This is a genomic window from Winogradskyella pulchriflava, from assembly GCF_042434315.1.
GTDB classification, from domain to species: Bacteria; Bacteroidota; Bacteroidia; order Flavobacteriales; family Flavobacteriaceae; genus Winogradskyella; species Winogradskyella pulchriflava.
In genome coordinates this window covers 1,129,803-1,148,916 of record NZ_JBHLTQ010000001.1, presented here as the reverse complement: position 1 = coordinate 1,148,916, position 19,114 = coordinate 1,129,803, and the positions used below count along the sequence as shown (strand labels likewise).

The 19,114-nt window shown below is 33.6% G+C and carries 12 protein-coding genes; 2 read left to right on the top strand and 10 right to left on the bottom strand.

Annotated elements, in window-relative coordinates:
• Nucleotides 1-56: 56 nt before the first annotated feature.
• Together ACFFGA_RS04945 and ACFFGA_RS04940 are read left to right on the top strand one after the other, a co-directional pair.
• A complete protein-coding gene (locus ACFFGA_RS04945; RefSeq protein WP_386060489.1) occupies nucleotides 57-287 on the top strand; it encodes a hypothetical protein in 231 nt (76 codons plus the stop codon).
• Nucleotides 288-327: 40 nt separating this feature from the next.
• Nucleotides 328-705 carry a hypothetical protein gene (locus tag ACFFGA_RS04940; RefSeq protein ID WP_386060486.1) on the top strand — a complete coding sequence of 126 codons (378 nt, stop codon included), beginning with the start codon at nucleotides 328-330 and terminating at the stop codon, nucleotides 703-705.
• A 59-nt stretch (nucleotides 706-764) separates the two neighbouring features.
• On the opposite strand, the gene ACFFGA_RS04935 is transcribed toward ACFFGA_RS04940, so the two are convergent.
• From ACFFGA_RS04935 to ACFFGA_RS04890, 10 genes are all read right to left on the bottom strand, one after another.
• Nucleotides 765-1,766, bottom strand: a complete 1,002-nt coding sequence (locus ACFFGA_RS04935; protein WP_386060483.1) for a LacI family DNA-binding transcriptional regulator — start codon at nucleotides 1,764-1,766, stop codon at nucleotides 765-767.
• A gap of 222 nt (nucleotides 1,767-1,988) precedes the next feature.
• Nucleotides 1,989-2,663, bottom strand: coding sequence for a glycoside hydrolase family 16 protein (locus tag ACFFGA_RS04930; protein ID WP_386060480.1), 675 nt, complete (start codon nucleotides 2,661-2,663; stop codon nucleotides 1,989-1,991).
• A 74-nt stretch (nucleotides 2,664-2,737) separates the two neighbouring features.
• Nucleotides 2,738-5,056, bottom strand: coding sequence for a beta-glucosidase BglX (gene bglX / locus ACFFGA_RS04925; RefSeq protein WP_386060478.1), 2,319 nt, complete (start codon nucleotides 5,054-5,056; stop codon nucleotides 2,738-2,740).
• Nucleotide 5,057: 1 nt separating this feature from the next.
• The gene (locus ACFFGA_RS04920; RefSeq protein ID WP_386060475.1) at nucleotides 5,058-6,440 is read right to left on the bottom strand and encodes a family 16 glycosylhydrolase; all 1,383 of its coding nucleotides are present in this window, start codon (nucleotides 6,438-6,440) and stop codon (nucleotides 5,058-5,060) included.
• 6 nt (nucleotides 6,441-6,446) lie between these two features.
• Nucleotides 6,447-7,361: a glucan endo-1,3-beta-D-glucosidase gene (locus ACFFGA_RS04915; protein WP_386060473.1), complete on the bottom strand. Its 915-nt coding sequence runs from the start codon at nucleotides 7,359-7,361 to the stop codon at nucleotides 6,447-6,449.
• Nucleotides 7,362-7,392: 31 nt separating this feature from the next.
• Nucleotides 7,393-9,450, bottom strand: coding sequence for a PKD domain-containing protein (locus ACFFGA_RS04910; protein ID WP_386060471.1), 2,058 nt, complete (start codon nucleotides 9,448-9,450; stop codon nucleotides 7,393-7,395).
• 12 nt (nucleotides 9,451-9,462) lie between these two features.
• Nucleotides 9,463-10,926 carry a RagB/SusD family nutrient uptake outer membrane protein gene (locus ACFFGA_RS04905; RefSeq protein ID WP_386060468.1) on the bottom strand — a complete coding sequence of 488 codons (1,464 nt, stop codon included), beginning with the start codon at nucleotides 10,924-10,926 and terminating at the stop codon, nucleotides 9,463-9,465.
• A gap of 11 nt (nucleotides 10,927-10,937) precedes the next feature.
• Complete coding sequence (locus tag ACFFGA_RS04900) at nucleotides 10,938-13,979, bottom strand: SusC/RagA family TonB-linked outer membrane protein (protein ID WP_386060465.1); 3,042 nt, start codon at nucleotides 13,977-13,979, stop codon at nucleotides 10,938-10,940.
• 237 nt (nucleotides 13,980-14,216) lie between these two features.
• Entirely contained in the window at nucleotides 14,217-17,036 is a 2,820-nt protein-coding gene (locus ACFFGA_RS04895; RefSeq protein WP_386060462.1) for a triple tyrosine motif-containing protein, read from the bottom strand.
• Nucleotides 17,037-17,362: 326 nt separating this feature from the next.
• Nucleotides 17,363-19,021, bottom strand: coding sequence for a solute:sodium symporter family transporter (locus ACFFGA_RS04890; RefSeq protein ID WP_386060459.1), 1,659 nt, complete (start codon nucleotides 19,019-19,021; stop codon nucleotides 17,363-17,365).
• Between the last annotated feature and the right edge of the window lie 93 nt (nucleotides 19,022-19,114).

The window sequence follows — 19,114 nt, the reverse complement described above, 5'->3', positions numbered from 1 at the left end:
TTCATTAAAATTAGTATATTCGAATATTAACTACTATTAACACTAAAACTATTAAAATGAAAAAACTTGTATTAAGTTTAGCACTAGTTGCTTTTTTAGGATTATCAATCACTTCTTGCAGAGAAACTGCAGATAAAGCAGAAGAAACAGTAGAAAGTGCTGCTAAAGAAACCGAAGGTGCTATGGAAAAAGCAGGAAAAGCGGTTGACAATGCAGTTGAAGAAACTAAAGAAGCGGGAGAAGCCGTTGAAGATGTTGTTGACGAAATAGATAATGATGATAATTAATTATTGTTATTGTAAAAATTAAAAACTAAAAACTATTAAAATGAAAAAAGTTGTATTAAGCTTAGCACTTGTTGCTGTATTAGGATTATCATTCACCTCTTGTAGAGATACAAAGGAAAAGACTGAAGACAAAATTGAAGAGGCAATAGACGATGCAGGTGATGCTATGGATGACGCAGGTGATGCCATAGAAGATGCAGTAGATGATGTTGAAGATGCTGTTGACGATACTGTTGATGAAGCAGGTGATGCTATGGACAGTGCAGAGAAAGCTGCTGGTGACGCTGTAGACAGCGCTAAAGAAGGGGCAGAAGCATTAGCTGATGACGCTAAAAATGCTGCTAATGAGGCAGTAGATAAGGCTAAAGAAGCAGGAAAAGATGCTGTAGATAAAGCTGCTAACAAAATGAAAAGTTAATTAATAACTTTTTGTTATAAAAATTTAAAAAGCCTGATTTTCATCAGGCTTTTTTATATCTATTTTGAGGATTCGCTTAGTTTTAATTCACTTGGCACAATAATAGTTTTTAATTCATGATCTTCCTCTTTTATACTATCCACTAACAATTTCATAGACATTTCACCTATTTTATGAGCTTTTTGATGAATAATTGAGATTTTAGGACTTGACAACAATTGTGTATGCTCATATCCAAAACCTACAACGGACAAATCTTTCGGAATGTCTTTTCCTAGTTTTTTTGCCATATTTATAGCAACAATTCCTGTGATATGATCAATTGAAAGTATGGCATCAATCTTATTATTCTTTAAATAATTATATATTCTTTTTTCAATATCAACATCGATAGCATTATCTAATTTTAAGATTTCAGGTTTTAAATCATGAGCTTGCACAGCTTTTGAGTAGCCTTTAATTCTAAGCTTACCAACACTTAACTCTTCTATGTTACTTACAAGAAGGATATTTTTTCTGTTTTCTTTTTTAATTAAATATTCGGTAGCTTCATATACAGATTGAAAATCATCAACCACAACTTTATCGCAGTTAATTTCATTCACAACTCTATCAAACATTAAAACTGGAATTTTACTTTTGAGAATTGCATCAATATGTTCCGTTTGTTTCTTAACCTGACTTTCTCTAGCAACAGCTATGATAAAACCATCAACACTACCATTAGATAGTAACTCTAAACTCTTTTTTTCTTTAGTATAGTTTTCGTTAGATAAACAAACAATAATATCATAGTCGTTATCCGTTGCTGTTCTTTCAATACCGTGAAGTACTTCCGCAAAAAAAGGATTGGTAACTGTTGGTAAAATTACACCAATAGTTTTGCTCTTGTTAGTTTTTAGCTGTTGTGCTATTCTATTTGGTTTGTAATTTAGCTTAGTTGCTAACTCCTTAACACGTATTCTTGTTTTTTCACTTATTTCATGGCTATCATTTAACGCCTTTGAAACCGTAGAGACAGAAATATTTAATAGTGCAGCTAACTCTTTTAGTGTTGTCATACCCAAATTTAGTTAAATAAATAATACACAAATAAGTTCTTTACTCTATTGTACAAAAAATATTTGACAATTTTTTTTCAACTTGACAGTTTTACAATCCAATAAAATGAGATTTATAACTATAGACACTACTTTTATGTGAGATTTAGAAATAGTACTTATATCTTGAAGAAAAACACAAAATATTCCAATGGATAAGTGATTTTGATACAAGTTTCTCTATTAGTATCCAGTTACTTTAATATAATCTAAAATAAATTCTTTAGGAAAAATCGTATCATCTACATCTGGTCCACCAAAATCACCACCAATAGCTAAATTTAAAATGAGATAAAACGGTTTATTAAATGGCCATGTTTTATTGTTTTTTACTTCTGGAGAAAAGACATAGACTTCTTTATCATCTATATAGAAGGCAATTTCATTTTCTGTCCATTTTGCTTTGTATATATGAAACCCTTCTTCAATAGTTTCTATGGTTGTTATTTTAGTATTTATTGATTTACCAAAACTATCAGAAGTATGCAGGGTTGTATGTATTTCGTGTGGATTTTTGCCCACATATTCCATTATATCAATTTCACCACAAGCTGGCCAACCAATCTCCTTAATATCATTTCCTAACATCCAAATTGCAGGCCAGAGCCCTGCTCCTTTTGGCAGTTTAGCTCTAGCCTCAATTTCTCCATACTTAAACTCAAATTTATTTTGTGTTGTTATTCTTCCAGATTGGTATAAGGTAGAATCTTTGGTTGCGGTTATAATTAAATTTCCATCCTTTAATGCAACATTATCTTTAGTATAAACTTGTCTTTCATTATTTCCCCATCCACAAAGGTTTGGACAACCATCACCAAGCTCATAATTCCAAAGAGAAGTATTTAATGCTTCATCCATAAAATCTTCAAACAGTAGCACTTTATTTTCTTCATGATTACATGAAAAAAAACAGATTATGAAAAGACTATAAATTATTGATTTATATCCCACTGTAAATCAAATTTTTCCTTTAAAACTGTATTAGAACTTCCTCCTACAAAAACCTCAAATTCACCAGGTTCTAATACATATTTACCTTCATTATTATAGAAACCTAATTCTGCTTTTGTAAGGGTTAGGGTTATAGATTTTTCTTCAAAAGCATTTAATTCTACAAGCTCAAAGCCTTTTAACTCTCTCACAGGTCTGGTGACACTTGCGTACAAGTCTTTAATATAGAGTTGTGCCACTTCTTTTCCTTTAATCTTGCTATTGTTTTTTAAAGTGAAAGAAACGCTTACTTCTTCAGCAGAATTATTAACTACTACCTCCATATTTGAATATTCAAATTTTGAATAGCTTAAACCATGCCCAAACGGATATAATGGTGTATTGCTTTGATCTATATAATGTGACCAAAATACAACACCTGGTTCTGGATTGCTCGGCCTTCCTGTATTCTTGTAGTTATAATAAATAGGTACTTGCCCAACATTTCTTGGAAAACTCATAGGTAATTTACCACTTGGATTGTAATCCCCATAGAGTATTTTAGCAATAGCGTTACCACTTTGGGTTCCGAGTTGCCACGCTTCAACTATTGCAGGAATATGCTCCGCAGCCCAAGGAATTGCTAATGGTCTTCCGTTATTAAGTACTAAAACTATGTTTTTATTTACAGCATATATTTCTTCCAATAATTCTTGCTGTACTCCAGGTAAACCTATTTCAGTTCTACTTCTTGCTTCACCACTTTGAAAACCGTGTTCACCCAGCACCATAATAACAACATCAGCATTTTTTGCAATTGCTTTTGCTTCAGAAAAACCTGATTTATCTGTATTATTTATCTTTAGGTTTTTAACAAAATTAGTTTCGCCGATTGATACATCTGCCCCTTTAGCATAGACGATTTCATTACCATTATATTGCTTTAACCCTTCTAAAACAGATACTGCTGTTTCATCTTTAGCAGCAATTCTCCAACTCCCTAATGGACTGGTTTTATCATTTGCTAAAGCACCTATAACTGCTATTTTTTGATTACCCTTTTTTAATGGCAAAAGATCATTTTCATTTTTGAGCAATACCACAGATTTTACTGCCATATCTAAAACAGCATCATGAAATTCTTGTTTTCCTAATGTTGCTTTTTCACGTTCTTCGTTACAATACTTATACGGATCATCAAATAAACCTAATTCAAATTTTACTTTTAAAATTCTTCTTGCTGCATCATCAATTAAAACTTCATCTACTTTACCTTCTTTTACTAAACCTGCTAATTCTTCAACATACAAATATGATTCCATATCCATGTCAGAGCCAGCTTTTACAGCCATTTCAGCAGCTTGCTTACCATCTTTAGCGTGTCCATGAGCAATCATTTCAGTAATTGAACCCCAATCTGAAACCATAAAGCCATCAAAATTCCACTTGCCTTTTAATATGTCTCTTTGCAAATACTTATTTCCTGTTGCAGGTACACCGTTTAATTCATTGAATGAATTCATAAATGTTTTTACATCTGCTTCTATAGCTGCTTGAAAAGGCGGAAAAATAATATTATTTAATGTTGAAGTTCCAACATCTACCGTATTGTAATCTCTACCTGCTTCAGCAAATCCATAACCTGCAAAATGCTTTGCGCATGCTGCAATTGTTTTGTAATCCGATAAATCATTACCCTGAAATCCTTCTACTCTAGCTTTGGCTATTTTAGACCCTAAAAATGGATCTTCTCCAGCACCTTCCATGACTCTTCCCCATCGTGCATCTCTTGAAATATCTACCATTGGTGCAAATGTCCAATTAATACCTGCAGCCGCAGCTTCTTCTGCCGCTACTTCTGCTGATTTTTTTATAGCTTCTAAATCCCAACTTGCAGATTCTGCCAATGGAATAGGACTCAAAGTTTCATACCCATGAATAACATCAAATCCAATAATTAAAGGAATACCTAATCTCGTCTCTTCTACAGCTACCTTCTGAACTTTTCTGACATCTTCAACTCCTCTAACATTGAGCATTGAACCAACATAACCTTTTCTGAGATGTTCATATTTTTTAGCTGCAGCACCTTCAGCAGGTGCTGGACCTGTTAAATCCCAAAACCCATTATACTGATTCATTTGACCTATTTTTTCCTCTAAGGTCATTTTGCTTAATAATTCTTCTACTTTATTATCTATAGTTGTAGAAGTATCATTTTCAACTTCTGATAAAACTGCTAATTTATCATTGCTTCTATTACACGATATAAAGCATATTGCAATAACCAGAAGCGTTATTATATTTTTTGAAATCTTCATCTTATTCATAAACTCTTACATAATCTATTTCCATACTATCTTGGGTGAAATTGTCCGGAATATCACCTCCTAAAGATCCTCCCATTGCAACATTTAGAATAATGAAAAAGTCGCTTTCAAAAGGGGAACTTGGTATTGATGCACTATTGCTGTTCATAACAAAAAACTGTACATCATCTACTAAAATTTTGATGCTGTTAGCATCCCATACTAATGAGTACACATGAAACTCTGATGTTGATGTCAAAACTGAGGTCTCTAGTCCATAACTGGCCGTACTAGAATTGGCTGTATTAAACCAATGACAAGTACCAAGTGTTTTATTTTTGTCCCATCCGGTTTGTTCCATAATGTCTATCTCACCACATCTTGGCCAACCTTCAGACGGAAAGTTTGAGCCCAACATCCAAATTGCTGGCCATGTACCAGCAGAAGCAGGAAGTTTTGCCCTTACATCAACTCTACCATAAGTAAATTGGAATAGACCTTGAGATTTTAGTCTTGAAGATGTATATCCTGCACCTTCAGATTTAGCGGTTATTTTTAATAAACCATCTTCAACAATAACATTAGATGCATTACTTGTATAGGTTTGAGCTTCATTATTTCCCCAACCACCTGCACCTAAATCATAGGTCCAATTGTTACTATTTGGTGATCCGTCTTGAAAAAATTCATCAGCCCAAACAGGCGGACTCCCTACATAATAAGAAACTGCAATAGTTTCAGACGTGTCAATTGAATCATTTGTACTAGAATAAGCTACAACTGTTATAGTGTGATTTTCAACACCCTCAACACTATTAAAAGTAAATTGGTATGTACCATTAGTACTTTGTACTTCACTAGAGCCATCAATACTATAGCCATACGATACCGCATCGTCTGCTTGAGCCGTAAAGTTAACTACGCCAGAACCATCTCCGTAAGGGTTATCATTATCAAAGCCTTGCACCGAAGCTGTTAGTGTTAAGTTTGAAGGAACGACTATAGTTTCATCTACATACACGGTAACTGTTTCTACAGAGCTTATAGATTCTCCAGCACTAGAATAAGCTTTTACAGTTATATTATAAGTATTAGTACCTCCCTCGGTAAAGGTATGCTGAATGATACCATTAGAACTCGCCTGCTCTAATCCGTTACCAAACTTAAATCCATAATTAATTGCATTATTTGCTGTCGCAGTAACGTTAACCACACCAGAACCATCACCATTAGGGTTAGATGCATCAGAGCCAACAACCTCTACTGTAACTACTAAATTTGAAACTGTATTACCACCAGAGTCATCATCTGAGCTATCACTAGAGCAACTCCAAATAACTAATAGAAGTAATGAAATTGGTAAGGTTATGTATGTCCTTAATTTATATAATTTCATTTTAGATTATTCAGCGATTAATATAAATCCCCAATCAAATTCACCATTTCCGTCAGTAGTTCTAACAGCCATTTCATTTGCAGAACGGCTTTCAATGATATAACTATGACTTCCTCCTACATAGTAACCTAAAAACCCTATTCCTGTTAAGCTTAAGGTCTCTACATCACCTGGGGCAGTCAGTGTCCATTGGGCTGAGTAATCTGAATACGGATAATTTTCTATATCAGCACCATTAACTGAACCCTCACCAGGTCCGTTTAACTCATTAATTAAGACCTCGCGTCCAAATACAGTTCCTGAATCATCGTTTGTTGGGTCATCATTAGTACCATCAGTAATGTGTGTAAATGTTCCATCAACATTAAAAATGTAACGGTCATCATACATACCTACACCTGCTTTATCATTTGGAGCAGCACCATAATACTCATTAAAAATTCCTCCTATAGGTCCTAATCCAAAATGTCCCGTTCCTTCGTTTTTAATTCTCCAAGTTCTTGAACTATCTGCCGTAAGCATTGTAATTAAGTCTGCAGGTGGCTCATATAATGATAGTACATCGACATCTATAGTTGTCGTTGAAGACGCTCCACCTGTACCATAGGCAACAACAGTGATTGAATATGTGTTTAAGCCTAATGTTGCAAAAGTGTATGTTGCCATACCATTTGGTGCTGTTGTACTAGAGCCATTGTAGACATATTGATATGAAATTGCATTATCTGCGGTTGCAGTAAAATTAACAACACCACTGCCATCACCATTTGGGTTAGCAGCATCTGCCCCAACTATATCTACGTCTATTTGTATATTGGAAGGTGCTGTAATATCACCAAATTCCTGATCTTCTTTCTGGCAGCTCGTAACCAACATTACTAAGGCTACCATACTATATATTATATATTTAAAATTTTTCATAATTAGATATTTAATTATTATAGACTATAGGTTAATTGGTTAAAGTATATTCATCAAAATAGTATACGGAATCATCACCAGCATTCCCGAAATCAAAAAATATTACTACTCTAACATAATCTGCTGCAAGTGCTGCAGAAAAATCATAAACCAATTCTTCCCACGCATTAGAAACAGAAGTGTTTAAATCTACTTCGTGTGTAGTACTTGCATCAGCGTTTTCTAATTTTAGTTTTACAACAGCACCAGCAATTGGCGACCATGTTTTAACGCTAATTTTAGAATAGGTATTAAAATCTAGAGCTGTTTCTGTTTCAAAAAATGCTCCTGCCCATGTTTGCGCACCTGAAACTTTAGTTAATTTTGCAACTGTACTCGTTGTATTAACACCTGATTGGTCTGGGTTTGCCACTACTTCTATCCCAGGAATATCACCAAAAACAGTAAACACTGGTGCTACACCTTCAAAATCTTGAAAGCTTAGAGATGCACTGCCTGAATCGTTTACAAGTTCTATTTCGTCATAATAGTATTCTGAACCATCACCAGCATTTCCAAAATCAAAGAAAATTACTATTCTAGAATAATCTGCTATTGGTGCTGCGCTAAAATCGTATAATAAGTTTTCCCATTGGTTTGTTACCGTAGTATTTAAATCAACTTCGTGGGTAATACTAGCATCAGCATTTTCTAATTTTAGTTTTACGACCGCACCAGCATTAGGCGACCATGTTTTTACATTAATTTTTCCGTAGCTCGCTAAATCTATTGGTGAAACTGTTTCAAAAAACGCACCAGCCCAAAATTCTGCACCAGAAGACTTTGTCATTTTCGCAACAGTATTCGTTGTATTAGCACCAGATTGATCTGGATTTGCTACAACTTCAATATCAGCAATATTTCCGAATGTGGTAAATGTAGGTTCTGCACCTTCAAAATCTTCTATCATAGAAGTTACTACACCTGTTGCTTCTCTATAAAAATAAATGTTATCAATAAAGACTGTGCCAGCTGCCCAAGGAGTTCCAACAAATTTTAATTGAAAAATCTCACTTACAGTTAAGCCTTGGTCTGTATAGTCTGAAATAGGTATTTCTATGCTTGTCCAGCTATTTGGCGTTAAAGACGTCGTAACTGGTGCTTCTGTAACTGTACCCGAAGCATTATTAATAAGTGAAGTTTCTATGTCTGTAACAGCTTCAGCCGTCCATACATCTAAATGAAGAAATTCCATTTGAGATACATCTACACTAGTTCCGTCTGCTAAAGCTATACCTTGGTAACTTAAATTAATGTACTGAAGCATCTCATCACCATCCAAGCTAAACAAAGCCCAACCACTTCCTTGACCACCTTGTCCCCAATCAGGAAAATAATTTGTACCAGGAACATCTGTGTATGCACTACTAAAAATAGATATCACATCACCTTCAGCTCTTGACGGAGGCGTTGGTGCAGATGCTATTGGTTGTTCAATTGCTGTTACTTCAAAATCTTCGGTGTAAGTGGTAGTTTCTATTGCACTACCCATTGCTACAACTGTTATTGTATATGTTCCAGCTTCTTGGTAAATATATGAAACTGTCTCTCCTATGTTTGCACTAAGAGGTGTATCATTACCAGCCTCACCAAAATAAACATCAAAGCTCATTGCAAAATCTGCATTTGCTGTAACATTAACTTGTTTAGAAATTGCTACATCATTTTCAATTGTTACTTCTAAATTTTGAGGTGCTTGAAACGATACAACCAGTTGTTGTTCTACTTGTGTTATTAAGCCATTAATAGCTGTTGCAGTAACCGCAACAGTATATGTTCCTTCTGCATAAACATTATCAACGCTTTGTCCTGGATCTAATTCTACAGACTGCCCAGTACCATCACCAAAATTAATATCAAATTTTGATGCACCCACTGCTGTAGGTGTAATAGTAACCAAACCAGAATTATCTTGTGTTGCTCTAAATTGCAGAGACACTTCGCTAGGAGCTTCGGCATTATCTACAAATTTTGTATCTCTATCATCATCTTCACAGCCAATAAAAGCTATAAGAAGAAAGCTTACTAAAATTAATTTTAAATTTTTCATTTCTCTTTTTTTTTAATATCCTGGATTTTGTTCCCACTGATTGCCTGCTAATTGAATTTCTATTAATGGAATAGGGAATAGCTCATGTTTTCCTGCTTGAAAACCTTCAATTTCTGTTGCTGCTCTTCCAGTTCTAACCAAATCAAAGAAATGATGACCTTCACCAACTAGCTCTACTCTTCTTTCGTGGTAAATAGCAGTTGTTAAAGCTGCACCTGAAGCCGATACATTATGATTTGAATCGCCAAATGCTCGAGCTCTAACTCTATTTAAATACATCTGTGCTCTATCGTCACTGATACCTCCTCTGTTTAATGCTTCAGCTGCCATAAGCAAAACATCTGCAAACCTTATAGCTCTATAATTATTTGGATTAGTTAAATTGGCATCGCCTGTATTTGCATCACCCTGTCTAGAAATGTATTTTCTATTAAAATATCCTGTATGTTCATTTCCTGTTCCGTAAGTCGCTCCTGTTTGGGCAGCCCAAGCCTCTATATCTAAAATAGCGGTCTCTAATCTCATATCATCATCTTCAAACTCATCTACAACTTCTTGAGTTGGTACATTAAAGCTAAAACCAGATTCAAACAAAGGTCCACTGTAATTTCTTATACCGTTAAAACCAACTGCTACATTTCCTTCACTACATTGAAGACATTCAAAACCAGCTCCTTCTTCATCTGTATATTGTACTTCGAAAACTGATTCGATATTATTTTCATTATCATTCTCGAACATAGTGCTATAATCTAAAAGCAAATCATAAGGACCATTATCAATAAGATCTTCTAAAACATTTGCTGAAAGACTAAACTTGTCTTGATATAAATACACTTTACCCAACAAAGCTTGAGCAGCTCCTTTTGTTACTCGCCCTGTTTGAGATTGCACATACGGTAAATTATCTGCTGCATAGATAAGGTCTTCTTCCATCTGTGCATAAATTTCTGCCTTTGGTGTTCTACCAATTGAAAACTGATCACCAAACTGAATACGTTGATCTACTGCAAAAGGCACATCGCCAAACCACTTTACGAGTTCGAAATAATAATACGCTCTTAGAAATCTTGTTTGAGCCAATACATTTTCTTTACCAACAAAATCAGTTTTATTCTGAAATTCCATGATGTAGTTAGCTCTATTTATACCTGCATACATCCATTGCCAGATATTTTGTAACTGTGCATTGGTTTCTGTATGCGTCATATCATCTATTTGCTGTATACCAGGAACATCATTTGCATTTTCACCTCCTGCTAATGTATTGTCTGATGCTATTTCACCTAGCATTACATTTAGGTATGTTGACTGCAATAAGTCATAAGCGGCTATTAGTGCTTGTTGGTAATCTTCTTCTGAGTTAAAATAATCCTCAGAGTTTTCGTTGTTAGATTCTACATCTACGAAATCATCACTGCATGAAGCCATGACAACTAACGTTATAAAAACTAATATGATTTTTAATTTTTTCATGCTTCTTTTTATTAAAAGTTTAAGTTCATTCCTACTAAATATGTTCTCGGATTAGGATAAAATCCATAATCAATACCACCACCAATAGGCTCACCTGTTGATGCCGTTGGGTCATAACCACTATATTCTGTTAGTGTAAATAAATTACTAGCTGAGACATAAAAACGAAGTTTATTAATTCCCCATTTTTCTGCCGTATCCGAAGAGATTGAATATCCTAGTTGTACATTCTGTAATCTTATAAAAGAACCATCTTCTACATAAAAATCGGAAAACAGTGTGTTATTAGTTGCTCCTGTTGTTACTCTTGGGAAACTATTAGTTGAACCTTCTCCAGTCCATCTATCTAAGTAATATACAGAACGATTGGTGTTAGGTAGGTTTCTTTCATAATTTCTCACAATATCATTTCCAACTGATGCAAAGGCATAAGCTCCAAAATCAAAGTTTTTGTAATCAAAAGAAATATTTAATCCCATTGTAGCATCTGGTAGTGGATCTCCGATATTTGTTTTATCATCTTCATCTATTACTCCATCGTCATTAATATCTACAAAAATTAAATCACCAGGACGTGTATTGTTGTTTAAGATTGGTGAATTATCAATTTGCGCTTGGTTTTGGAAAATACCGTTGGTTTTATATCCTCTAAAGTAACCGATTGGATGACCAGCCTCCATTCTTGATGGCGCATCTTGTCCAATTCCGAAATTTCCACCTGGAACAAAACCGCCAGATTGGCTTACTGAAACTACATTATTATCTAAGGTAGTAATGTTGTATTTAATGCTCATTTTAAAGTTCTCGCTTAACTCTTCGGAATAACCAATAGCAAACTCAAAACCTTTGTTTTCAACAATACCAGCATTAATAACAGGTGTTGACGATCCTGGAGCGCCTACACCAATAATTCCGGAAGCTGGTGGTGACACCAATAAATCTTCTGTACGCTTTTTAAAATAATCTAGAGTTACATCTATTTTGTTATCCCAAAAACGCATATCCAAACCAAAATCCAATGTTTTTTGTTTTTCCCATTTAATTTCAGGATTAGACACTGCACCAGCAGCAGTACCATAATACAATGTATTATCAAATACATAAGTACCTTCTCCATCTAAAACGGAAACGAACCTAAATGCACCTATTCTATCATTACCTAAAATACCATAAGAGGCTCTTAGTTTTAGGAAGTCTATGAAATTGTTATCTTCTAAAAATGCCTCGTCTGAAGCAATCCAACCTATAGATCCTGAAGGAAAATATCCAAACTTGTTTTCTGGTCCAAAGTTTGACGAACCATCACGTCTTACTACTGCAGACAATAAGTATTTTCCCTTATAATCGTATTGCACTCTTGCAAAATATGACAGTAACCTTGAATCAAAACTTAAGTCTGCACCAGTAGTATTTAAATTTTCTACTCGGAGTGCATCTTCTAAATTAGCATTACCAATATAATTATCTCTAATACCATAACCTCTGTACGCATTAGAATCTCCTGTGGTTTTAAAAACTGAAGTACCTAATAATACATTAACGTTATGAGTGTCATTAAAACTGTTTTGATACTTAACGAAAGCATCAAATGTGTAATCTCTGTAATATGCATTTGATTCTACAACACTATTGTTATCTGCATCATCGTTTGCTATTAAATCAAACACTTTATCAACTGTTCCTTGTTGACCATAGTCTACAAAAGGTGAAAAAGTCTTCCCTCTTACTTTAGCATAGTTAAATTGGTAACTTGCTTGTGCAGTGAAATGCTCTAGGAAGTCATAAGATAAATTAATGTTTCCATTTATTTTATCTACCAATCCTCTGTTATAGGTATTATCTATTTGTTTTAGTGGATTTACCACTTCAAAACCTAAACCAATTGCAGCACCATTTTCTTCTATAGTTGGCGCCATATTTACGGCATTAAACAATACGGATCCAATACCTGTTTCTGGTAAAGTTCTTCTAAAGGTATGTGTCCATGTTACACCTGTGTTTAACTTAAAGTTTTTAAGAAAGTCTAAACTATAACTTAACCTTTTGGTTAATCTCGTAAAGTTTGATTTATCACCTCCAACAATACCATCTTGCGTTAGAAAAGAACTGCCAAAAGCATATGTCGATTTTTCTCCACCTCCCTTTAAGGTTAGTGCAGTACTAAATATTGGTGCTGATTGAAAAACTTCATCTTGCCAGTCAGTTCCTTTACCTAGTCCAGAAACATTAGGATAAGGTAAACTCTCACCATTAGCAGCATAAGCTTCATTTAACAATAAAGCGTATTCAGTAGCATTTAGCATTGGTAGTTGTCTTGTGGTTTCTTGCACACCTCCATAAGTATTGAGGTCTATAGTTAATGGCATGCTTTTTCTTCCTGACTTGGTGGTAATTAATATAACACCATTTGCTGCTCTAACACCATAAATACCTGCTGTTGCATCTTTTAACACATTAATAGTTTCAATATCATTTGGGTTAATAACACTTAAATCCTCAACGACAGTACCATCAACTAAAATTAGAGGTCTAGCATCACCATTAGTAGAGATACCTCTAATGCTTATGGTTGAAGATGCTCCAGGAGAACCAGAGTTTGATACGATATTTACACCTGCTACTTGACCTTGCAGTGCTTGCTCAATCCTTGTAGGCTTGAGCTCCTCAATAGTTTCGCTAGAAACTACAGATACCGCACCTGTAATTTCCTTTTTCTTTTGAGTGCCATACCCAATAACTACAACTTCATTTAACGATTCGGCATCTTCTTGTAATGCGATGCTCAGTGGTTGGTTATTGGTAATAGTGATTTCTTGGGTTACAAATCCAATATAGGATATAACCAATACAGAATTTAATGGTACATCATTTAAACTGAAGTTACCATTAAAATCTGTGGATGTGCCTGTTGCTGTGCTTTTGATAATAATATTAACACCAGGTAAAGGCTGACCTGAAGACGCTTCTGTAACAGTACCTTGTACATTTACATTCTGTGCAGTCAATGTCACAGAAAAAGCGCATACAATAAGGATTAAAAAAAATTTATACATAGTTTGTTGCTTAGATAGCTGCAACTTATAAATAGATATTGACAATTCCTCAAAATACGGCTATACAAAAAACATACATCGCAAAAAATCAGCTAAAATCTTAATAAAATCGCAACGACATGTTAAAGAACTCTTAAATAACAAGGTTTAATAAAGATTTAACAAATCTGCTGTAAATAAGCTTAAATCAATAAATGTTGTGGTGATGTATAGGTGTTTTTGTTTTTTGTATAGGACTTAAAGCTCCAAGATGTAGTTGGTTAAGTTAATATCGTGGTCTAAATTCATCTTTTTTCTTAATCTATAGCGTTTTACTTCTACACTTCTATGCGATATATTCAATAATGGTGCTATCTCTTTTGATGATAAATTAAGCCTTAGATAAGCACAAAGACGTAAATCGTTTGATGTTAAATCTGAATGTTTCTTTTTTACTTTTTTAAGGAAGTCTTTATCTGCATTATTAAATGCTTCTTCAAACAATTTCCAATCACTTGTAGTATTAAGGTTGTTATTAATAAGTTTTATAACAGATTTTAAATCTTCTACTTTTTTTGCTTTTGTCAGCTCCTTTTTTATTTCATTTAAAAGTTCATTCTTATTAATTAAGTTCATTGTAGACATACCCAATTCCCTATTTTTATTTTCGATGTCTTGTTGGAGATTTTTATTATTAAACTGCATTAATTGTTTTTGATTTTCTAATTCTTTAATTTCTAACTCTCTTTCTTTTTTCCGTAGTAACTTAATACGCTGTTTCTTATAATACCTTTGATTTAACCAATGTATTAAAGCTAGCAGGAACACAAAAAACAGTACATAAAAAGCAATAGAAAGTGGCTTTAGAAACCATGGTTTACTTATAACAAATGTATAATTAAGCGTATTGCTTGACACACTGTCTCCCACCTTAGCCCTAGCCTCAAAGGTATAGCTTCCATGTGGCAAATTCTCAAACAATATGGAAGACTCATCAGACCAAGCACTCCAATTATCATTAAAACCAATTAATCTGTATTGATACTTTGATTTTGAATATTTATTGAAGTCTGTTACACTAAAATTAAATACTATGTTATTACTTTTATTTGGAAGTGTATTATTAGCTTTTATATTTAATGGCGTAGGAGTTTTATTAAGAGCATAATTTTCTACACTATTTAATGTTATGGTATAATCACTAACTTCTACTTTATCTAAATCTATAATAATATACCCATTTGTCGCGCCTACTAAATATTTATTCTCATTAAGAAACAGTAAATTTTCATAACCAACCTTTGTTTTCCTTAACTCACTTGGTAATGAAAAAGAGGACATCTTATAATTAGAAGATAATTTACCAGGCTCTGCATAATTGAGGTTATTTTGAGAAAAAACCCATAATTTGTTAGAGTTTTCATTACATATTAACTTTCCTGAATTGTATTCATCATTACTTATAAGCTTACTCAGTGTGCTGTCTTTCAAAAATCCTTGTTTTTCTTTATCGTAATAATATATGCCCTCTTCAAAACAGTAAAGTACTCTATTATTATAACTCATAAGGCTTGATTTCTTGCCTTTAGCAATAGGTTCTTTTTCAAAAGAAAGCACTTTGGTAAAACCTTCATTAAGTTTAAGTTTATAAACCCCCTTATATTCATGACTTACAAGCACTTCCTTGGTGTTTATAAATTCAAAATATCTTGATGATATATCAAATCCTTCTAATTTATTTCTAAGTCTCCATTGGCGATTAGAGTTTTCTAACACATACAACCCACTATAGTTTCCTTGTAACAATAAATTAGGATTACCCTCAATTTCTTTTAGTTGCCAAGTACCTTGTATTTCATTTATTAGTTCAACCCTATTACCTTTAACTATGTACGTTCCTTTATCATGCCCGCAAAATATGGTGTTATTTATCTTTTGTAAATTCCAAACTTGACCTTCTGTACCTTCAATGAATTCAAAACGTTTATCAGAATATAACTCCCTGTAAAACAGACCTTGATTAGTACCTAGATATAAGTTGTTATCAGATTTTAAAGAGGTATATACGGTTCCTAAAATTCCTAAATCATCATTAAAGACTTTAATTGCGGAGTTTATATTTAGAATATTAATTCCATTATCTAAACCCAGCCATATGTTACCTCTATTATCTTCAAGCAATGATAAAACCGTGTTATTACTTAATCCGTTTTTTTGATCTATTCTTAATTTAATATCACCATCTGAGCTAAGATGCACTATGCCGTTAGATACTGTTCCCAATAAATAATCCCCATTCTTCAACTGAACACTGCTATAAATGCTATTATGAAAGAGCAGATCATTTAACTTTTCATTCCATACTACAACACTCTCATTTTTAAATACATAAAATCCCTTTTCCTTGGTCTGAAGCAACAGATCTCCATTGTGATTGAAAATGTTAGTTATAATATCATCTTTAATAATAGCAGAATTGGTGACTAATTTTTCTTTCCCATTCTCAATAACATATAACCCATCATTTAACTTCTGAAAATAAATCAGATCATCTACTTTATACATCTTAATGAGTGTCGTTTTTGACTCTATGGTTTTTAAAGACTCATCTGAAGTATTATAAATGTATATGCGATTTAAGGATTGAAAAAGCACCCAGTTGTCTAATGAAATAATATTCCAAAATTGCTCGTCCTCAACTAAATCAATGTTCAATTTAGCAACTAAAGATGTGTAGTTTAATTTTCCGAAATCATCCTTTACCCAAAAACCAAAATCCATATAACAGCCTGTATAGATTTTATCTTCTACAGCCTTAACGGATCTTAAAATAGATTCATTTGGTGTTGCATACAATTCCCAACGTTCACCATTATACTCTAAAAGCCCTTTATTATTCGCAAAGTAGAGTTCATTAGAAACACCTTGGGATATTGACCAATTCTGATCCTCCGCTCCATAATCTTGAGGTGTATAAACAACTATAGGAGGTAACTCCTGCGGAAACATTTGCGCACAAAATAGCAGTATAACTAACTTAACACAAAAAACAACTTTAAGTTTATATGGAATATTCATAACATTAGTTTGTAACACGTTGTTAAGGTACTAAAATTAAAAACAAACGAATTTTACTAGGTTAATAATTCTCAACCATATAAATTGTATAGGTGATTTCTGTCCTTAAAAAACAATTTAACAGCTTAGTTTCATTAAATAAACTATCAAACTCTAACCCTTCATTATTTTAAATTCAAGAAATAATATGACAACCAATAATAGCAGTCTTTTTGATATCAAATATTTTCGAGAGCGTAATAATTGAACCAAGGGATAATTTAATAGTGGATTGGACTAATACTCACATAGACCCAAAATTTAATACCATGAGTGACATGTCAGTCCTATGAATAATAGACATAAACAGCTACCACTATAATTGTTATTAGTATACCTGAAATTTTAGCGTGCTTCCATGGAGTAATATCCACTTCTTGTGTAAATTTTTGCACATATGCTTCTTCTCTAGGCTTAAAATAGCCAATAATGAGCATTATAATAACATTTAGCAAGAATAATATTGCCATAACATGTAAGAAATGGGGATAAGCACCTACTTCAATTTCATACAGCCGTTCCGTTGACGTTATACCATTTGCAGCGGCTTCCTCCAAGGCGTTTGATACTCTATTAGGACGAATGACAAACTCACTAATTATATACAAGATTGAACCTGACAAAAGCCCTATTTTGGCAGCAATAGCTGGTACTTTTTTAGTTACAAACCCTACAAAAATTATCGTTAATATAGGAATACTATAAATACCATTAACACGCTGTAAATATGAAAAAATACTATCTAAGTCTGACAAGAAAGGAGCTATAATCATCGCACCTATAGCCAATACAATACCAAATAATTTACCGTACTTAACAGTTGTTTTCTCATCAGCATCCTTATTAATATGTTCTTTATAAATATCAATCCCAAACAAAGTTACAGAACTATTTAAAACACTATTGAACGAACTTAAAATTGCACCAAAAAGTACAGCCGCAAAGAAACCTATTAGTCCTGTTGGTAATACTTTTTTTACAAGTTCGCCATAAGCTTGATCTGGAGCAGAAACGTCTAGCATTCCATTTTTATGCATATAAAATGCAATAATACCAGGCAATACAACAATTAAAGGCCCAAGTATTTTAATAAAAGACCCTAACAAAAGTCCTTTTTGACCCTCTTTTAGATTTTTAGCGCCCAATGCCCTTTGGATAATCTGCTGGTTGGTTCCCCAATAAAATAACTGAACCAACATCATGCCAGTAAAAATAGTTGCAAAAGGTACCGAAGCTGTTTTACCTCCGATAGAATTGAACTTTTCTGGTATATTAGTCTGTAGTGTGGTAATTCCTTCTGATATACTACCATCTCCAACAATCAATAATCCAAATACAGGAATTAAAAGCCCACCTATCAACAATCCAATAGCATTAATTGTATCAGATACTGCAACTGCTTTTAAACCTCCAAAAACAGCATATATAGAACCAATAATACCTATTCCCCAAACACATATCCATAAGGCAGTTTGGTCCGACACTCCTAAAAGCTCTGGCACATTAAACATCCCACTTATTGCAAGCGACCCTGAATAGAGTATGGTTGGTAATAACACTACTACATAACCTGTTAAAAACAAAGCTGAAGTTAGTGTTTTTGTGGTGGTATCAAATCGTCTTGATAAGAATTGAGGTATGGTAATTAAACCACTCTTTAGATATCTTGGTAAAAGGTATAATGCCGTTACCACCATAGCAATTGCAGCTAAAGTTTCCCAGGCCATTACCAATATTCCCTCACTGTAAGCTGAACCGTTAAGACCTACAATCTGTTCTGTAGACAAATTGGTTAACAATAAAGATCCAGCAATGACTCCTGCTGTTAAACTTCTACCGCCTAAAAAATAACCGTCTGAAGAAGTTTCATCAGTACTTCGCGTAGCCAAGTAAGATATTATTGCAACGAGAGCTGTAAAGCCCACAAAAGAGATAATTCCTATCATAAAAAATAATTTAGATTGATTGCATTTAGTTAGTATGAGCAATATAAAACTAAAAACTGAGATTTCTAAATTGAGTTTGAAATCTCAGTTTTT